This window comes from Desulfofalx alkaliphila DSM 12257 (genome assembly GCF_000711975.1).
Lineage (GTDB): Bacteria > Bacillota > Desulfotomaculia > Desulfotomaculales > Desulfohalotomaculaceae > Desulfofalx > Desulfofalx alkaliphila.
The window spans coordinates 1-6361 of the sequence record NZ_JONT01000045.1 but is presented as its reverse complement, the minus strand read 5'-3'; the positions used below and the strand labels follow the sequence as shown (position 1 = coordinate 6361).

General features: G+C 36.5%; 7 protein-coding genes. All 7 read right to left on the bottom strand.

All coding sequences use genetic code 11. The features are described from left to right. Positions 1-253, bottom strand: a 253-nt coding sequence (locus BR02_RS0112675) for a transposase (RefSeq protein ID WP_051688319.1), incomplete at its 3' end; no start/stop codon positions are given. 145 nt (positions 254-398) lie between these two features. Further along, positions 399-1109, bottom strand: a complete 711-nt coding sequence (locus BR02_RS0112670) for a response regulator transcription factor (RefSeq protein ID WP_031517658.1) — start codon at positions 1107-1109, stop codon at positions 399-401. Positions 1110-1119: 10 nt separating this feature from the next. Continuing rightward, positions 1120-2553, bottom strand: coding sequence for a HAMP domain-containing sensor histidine kinase (locus tag BR02_RS0112665; protein WP_051688318.1), 1434 nt, complete (start codon positions 2551-2553; stop codon positions 1120-1122). Positions 2554-3052: 499 nt separating this feature from the next. Further along, positions 3053-5029, bottom strand: coding sequence for a DUF2075 domain-containing protein (locus BR02_RS0112660; RefSeq protein WP_031517656.1), 1977 nt, complete (start codon positions 5027-5029; stop codon positions 3053-3055). A 354-nt stretch (positions 5030-5383) separates the two neighbouring features. After that, positions 5384-5689 carry an integrase core domain-containing protein gene (locus BR02_RS15215; RefSeq protein ID WP_084171052.1) on the bottom strand — a complete coding sequence of 102 codons (306 nt, stop codon included), beginning with the start codon at positions 5687-5689 and terminating at the stop codon, positions 5384-5386. 33 nt (positions 5690-5722) lie between these two features. Continuing rightward, positions 5723-6028 (bottom strand): IS3 family transposase, encoded by a 306-nt coding sequence (locus tag BR02_RS15805; RefSeq protein WP_051688317.1) that lies wholly within the window; start codon positions 6026-6028, stop codon positions 5723-5725. 43 nt (positions 6029-6071) lie between these two features. Beyond that, positions 6072-6361: integrase core domain-containing protein (locus BR02_RS0112650; RefSeq protein WP_031517655.1), on the bottom strand; the 290-nt coding region annotated here is incomplete at its 5' end.

Here is a 6361-nt window from a genome sequence, read left to right as displayed (position 1 = left end):
TTTTTAGCACTTCAACGGTATCCTTTGCGTCCGAAAGATCTTTTTTGAGCGCTTTGTTTTCAGCTTCAAGCTCGGCAATTCGCTTGTCAACCGAATCCTCTGGCTCAGTACTCAGTTTTACCCATCTTCTCAGAGCAGGCTGGGAGACACCAAGGTCGGCGGCTACTGCGCTTATTGGCCGGCCTTTATCTACCACCAGGCTAACAGCATGAGCCTTAAATTCATCATCATATCTGTTACTTGTTTTACCCACAATCGACATCCTCTCGTGATTTAATTATACGATCACGGTCTGGTGTCCGTCAAAGTGGGCATGGCTTATACTGTTATCTTTCTTGTCTTTTCCAAGAGGAACCTCTATCTTCCATTACATAACCGGATAACTATATAATTATATCTTATCTATTCAACCGGTATCCCGCACCCCATACTGTCTCTATGATTTTTGGGTTTTTACTGTCATCCTCAATTTTTTCACGAATACGATTAATATGCACCATAACCGTCGCGCTATCCCCAACATAATCATATCCCCATATTTTTTCAAACAATTGTTCCTTCGAGAAAACAATATTAGGATTTTCAGCCATAAATTTTAATAATTCAAATTCTCGGTTAGGAAAATGAATTTCTTGCTCACCCTTATATACCTTCCATCCATGCAGAAGAATTCGAATATTACCTATTACTATCTCATCGTCCTTCTCATCCAACTCTTTCTGATTGGCTTCTGTTAATCGATTATACTGTCTTATATTTGCATTTACTCTTGCTACAAGCTCAGCGGGATCAAAAGGTTTAGTAATATAATCATCTGCACCAAGTCCCAGACCACGAATTTTATCAACAGATTCCGTCCTTGCCGTTACCATGAGAATTGGAATATTAAGTTGTTCTCTTATCTCTTTGCATATCTCATAACCATTCTTCCCGGGAAGCATAAGATCCAGCAGTATTAAGTCAAAATTTTCCACCTGCAGAAGTGGAAGTACTTTGTCTCCATCACTTACAATGAATGTTTCAAATCCACTGGCTTGCAGATAAGCCTGTTCTATCATACTGATATCATCATCGTCTTCGACAATTAGAATTCTATGTTTTTTAGTCATCTAAACCACCTCATTCATCCAAAACTGGTAGTCTTATTCGAATAGTAAGACCGTTGCTGTTTTCTGCATCTACTGAGCCTCCCATAGCATTCACTAGATATTTTACAATGTAGAGGCCTAGACCATTCCCCTCTTTTATATTCCTTGACTCATCACCTCTAAAAAACTGTTCAAAAATACGGGGAATCTTATCCTCTGAAACTCCACAGCCATTATCAGAGATCTCAAGTACTACATATGAATGTTCTTTAAAAATATTAATAGTAATTTCAAGCTTATCTGTTTCTGCATAATTTTTACTGTTTTCCAGGATATTATCAAGTATCCGTTTCATTTGTTCTCGGTCAATATTTGAAAACAAACCTTTTCTTACATCTTTTATTTTAATTTTTATAGATTCATTCTCTATCAATGATTTGTATCTTTTCACATAGGCTTCCAGATACTCACTCCACTCTGTCTTTTCAAAAAACAGTGGCATATTACCTGTTTCAAGTTTTGAGAAATAAAATAACCTTTCCAAAAGCCGATCCATTTCTATCGTTCGTTTATAAGCTATATCAAGAAATTTTTCTCTTGATTCAGGTGTTGTAGCAACCCCATCCTTGAGACCTTTTATTGTTCCTCTAATTGCCGTTAATGGAGTCCTTAAGTCATGAGAAATTCCCGCCACCAATTCAACTCTCGCCTTTTCATAAGACTCCTTTTCTGCATTAGCTTTCGTTATATGTTCCTGCATTTCATTAAATGCGTCACAGACATATTCAAATTCAATATCTCCTTTGTATTTAACAGGTTCAGAAAAATTTCCTTCTTTCATTCTTTTTACCCCTTCTGACAATGCATCTAAAGGTTTTGTTATATGTTCTATAAGTTTCTTAGTAAAAATCTGACTAATTATGAGTAAGGCGCCTATGCAAAGTATGCCATCAATCAGCAATAGTATAAGTAGGGTAGTCAAACTATTCTTTTGAAACCAGAATTCACGATATTCTCCTGCAATTGCAAACACTTTCATTTTCTCATTCACATGATTTTGTGCTAGCACAGTCATATAGTCTTGTACAAAAATATGCACCTTTCCATCTGGTTCCAAATAATCTCCAATTTCATTTATAAGCTCGCTCACAGGAAAATCAGTATTTGAGTAAACCACTTCACTATCTATTTCAACGCAAGTAGAAAATCCATACCCATTCAGTTTTGTTGCAAGATTGTTTATCGCCTCTTCTTTAGGGGATGGATTCCAATCTGTCAGGATATTTCTTATTTGTTCGGTATTATCTGCTAACTCAGACGAACCAATCATGCTGTCTTTATATATGAACTCATATAGATTTACTACAAACATATTAACGAAAAGAAATAGACTTAAAGTTACAAGTACCATTCTGGTATTAGAAATAAAGATTCTGCGTTTCACCGTCTGCTTTTCCTTATTCATCGTCCTCCTCCTTGTAATAGGTGTCACAGAAAAAATTGTCAATGCTACTTCTCTGTGACACACACTCTTTTATAAGACCACATGCCTTACATGTTCCTTTAAATATTGAGTAGATTCATGCTGACTTCGGCTTCCATTATCTTGCTCCATCTGTTTCTGATATTCTTCTAACTGCAAATCCTGTTGCTTTTGTAAAGAATCTTTTACTGTTGGAAACCTGTTAGTAAAATTATTATACAACAAGAATCTGATATAACATTAAAAATAAATCCCGCTATCAAAACTCCACAGACAGTTGCTCTTTCTACATACCTTTCTAAATACAAAATGAAGTACCATGTAGTCATCGTCATAATAATATAATGAAGATTTCCTAATATCTTCAGGGAATTCATAATATAATTTTGAGAGCATAAAAAGTTTCGTGTAAATGGTTAGTGTTACCGTTTACACGAAACTTTTTATGTTCTCAATACTTATGAAAAATGCTCCTCATAATCTATATTTCGACAACGCCGACCGATTTTAAATAGTTGTAAACACCTTCGTAATATTTAGTTAAACGAGTTTTATCGTAATCGTTTCCTTTTGGAATAAAAATAACCATTCCTTGTCGCGCTCTTGTTAGTAGCACCCGATATGAGTTTTTTAGATAAATCCGCTTATTCTCTAAATTTACATTATTCCAGCGACTTCCTGAAAAATTATAATAATGCCATTCATTGTTTTCAAAACGGAAGTCAGCATCCCATGCAACAATAGAGTAATCGAGTTCTAAACCTTGAATATCAAACTCAGTAACAACATCTTCTAGATAATAGCTTGACCGAACGTCGTCCTTCCCATTTAAAAACCAATTTGCTACAGAAATATCATTCTTCACAAATATTCCCTCCGGCTTCAGCCGTAATGCTCCGCTGCTGGCAAGAAGGCCATAACGCATTGTCCCTTTACATTGTGCTCTTACCCAGTCCTTTGCTTTCCCTAAATCTCGGGTTAGAATAATAGGATATTTGTTCTTAAACCTTTCCAGTAAATCTTTTGCATTTTGTGTGTCTACATCTAAAACTGCTTTGACAAAAGAGGCTAAATCAGGTGTGCGAAATGATCGAACAGATGTAGAAAGATGCAGCTTTTTGATTTCAGTAACATTTAGTCCCGCAATCATATCTCCCCATGAATAGCTTCTCCTATACTCTTCATCATTAAGCTGTGGTGTTATATAAACATCCCAATCAGGAAATGCTCGTCTGATAGAATCAAACCATTCCGGCAATCCTGCCTCACCTGTATTAATTTCTTGTCCTCCACCTACAAGGCAGATAATCACAGCCCAATCCTTGTGTCTATCCATTGTGCTGATTAAAAATTCTGGTTCGCTGTAATCAAAACTAGTGATACCTTTTTTAGTGCGCATGAAATTTGATATTTGCTCTTTGGTCCAAGCTCTTTGTGCTTCATCAAAGATAGCAACTCGCTCCGGAGGAATATTATTGTTTCTAACAAAAGAATCCCGGTATTTATGTATTAACTGAATAAATGCCGACGTACTACGTAATGCATCCTTTTTTGTTAATTTGTTATTTGAAGCTTTTGCTTGCACTACCTTGTCGCGTGCGAGGGCTTCTTGTAGAACTGTGACAAGGGGGTAATTCCCAGATAGAAAAACTGCATGTTCACCTTTTTTTGCATTAGAACGCTGAATAGCAATATTAAGGCCGACTAAGGTTTTTCCTGCTCCAGGTACGCCAGTTACAAAACAAATAGATTTTCTTTGATTAGCTTTGCTATATTCTATAATTCTATTTATTTCATCTGTCGTAACAGTAAGGTTTTCGGCGCCGGCATCACTGCGTGTAATGTCTGCTACATTATGTCCACGATATAACGCTTGCGCAGCCTCCACAATAGTAGGTGTCGGCAAATATTCGGATTTTTCCCAAGATAAATAATCAAAGTCTGGTTCAATATATGTGCTGGAAACAACATTTATGGCATAGGCAATGTTATCAGAATTGCATTTTATGGGTTCGATAATTCTATCGTGCTCTTTTATTCTTAGTTCTTCAGCCGGTGCTTCTGTGGAAATCATTATTGGTACAAGCAGCTTATTATGGCTTTCCTTTTGAAAATTTCGTAAATCTAGTGCATAGTCATAGACTTGATCATAAGTGGAAGTTTTATATTCATTTTCGCCGCATTTGAACTCCATTATAAACACAATATTTTTAAATAAAAAGATAACGTCTACACGTTTTCCCATTCTTGGGATTGTATATTCAAATATTATTCGTCCATTCTTAAAATCAGCTAACTGATTTTTTAATATGCAAATTTCCTGTTCCCAAGTATTACTTTGCTGAATCATTGTCTTAGTAGAAGCATCATTTTTATGAATAATACCAAGGATTTCATCATCGGTTTTATTCAAAAATTCCTCAATTTCAGAAGAATAATATGCTCTTAAATTGCGCATTTTTCACCCCAACTATTAAACAATTTACTTACTATATTCTACTCTTAGAGTGTATATTGATCTACATTTATGCAACTTCTATTTCATTCACTTAATCTACATGATGTCAATCTTGCTCTCACAACTTCTTCGAGACGCCATGATGGCGGTTTGACCCCCTAACTTTGGAGTCTTTTACCTTATTGCTAATACTTTCTTAGGATTACTTTATATTTCATCTCTATTCCTCATTCCCTAGATTGTAATCTATAGGCCTGATAAATTGTAAAGAGTACGGTTTCGCCCTGCTGCGCAGCTCTTGACAATTTACAGTCCAAAGGTTTTATAGGATTTTGGGAGGAAAAGGTAATATCTTTACGCTCTAACTACTATGCCTGATATTTTTCCATTAACAACTTGCTGGCTATAAACCTCTGGTGGTAGGTTTTTAAGGCTGCCATGAATGCGCCTTTTGTTATAAAACTGGATAAATTCAGCGACAACCTGATACGCTTCTTGATAGTTGTTAAATTCATACCTTGTTAAACGTTCTCTTACTAAATATGGCATGAAAAGACTTATATTGGCATTTTTATTAGGGTTCTTGGGCGGAATACGCTCATGTTCAAGGCCATAGGAATGACAAGCCTCTTCAAAGATATTACTATAACATTGGACCATTGTCAGTGCGAATAATTGGCTTATTTTCCTCGACTAGAAGCTTCTTCTCCAAAGGCATCTTTGGATTAACTTTGCAGCATGTTTACCTTCACAGTTAAGACCTATGTGATAATCTATAAGCGTTCTATCAAAAATATCTAAGACACCTAAGAGATAAAAGAAGCGATTCTCCCCAGCTATATAGCCGTACTTTATATCCATTTCCCATAGCTGGTTTGGATCTGTTACTTCTCTATTTATCGCAATTCTGCGAGGGTATTTTATTGTTTTTTGTCTTTGGGGTTCTAGAATATCTAACTCCTTACATAGGCGATACACTTTCTTCTTATTGATTATCAAGCCATGACGTGGTCAAGCAAAATTGTAACACCAGCACATAGTATCAAGCCACTCTGGCAGCAGCCGGTGTTAGACCACCATTGAACGTGTGAGGCCGTACTCGGTTATACCAAGCGTAGGCAAATTCCGCTACTGCAGCATCCAATTCACGTTCAGTTCTATACTCGAAAAGATAGATCAGCTCATGTTTCAAGGTGTTAAAGTAGCGCTCGATCGGTGCATTGTCATAGGGACAGCCTGTTCGGCTCATGCTTTGCTGGATGAACAGGGCTTCGCATGAGCGAACAAATTCCTTCGAAGTAAATTGGCTACCCTGTTCGCTGTGAAGGATGA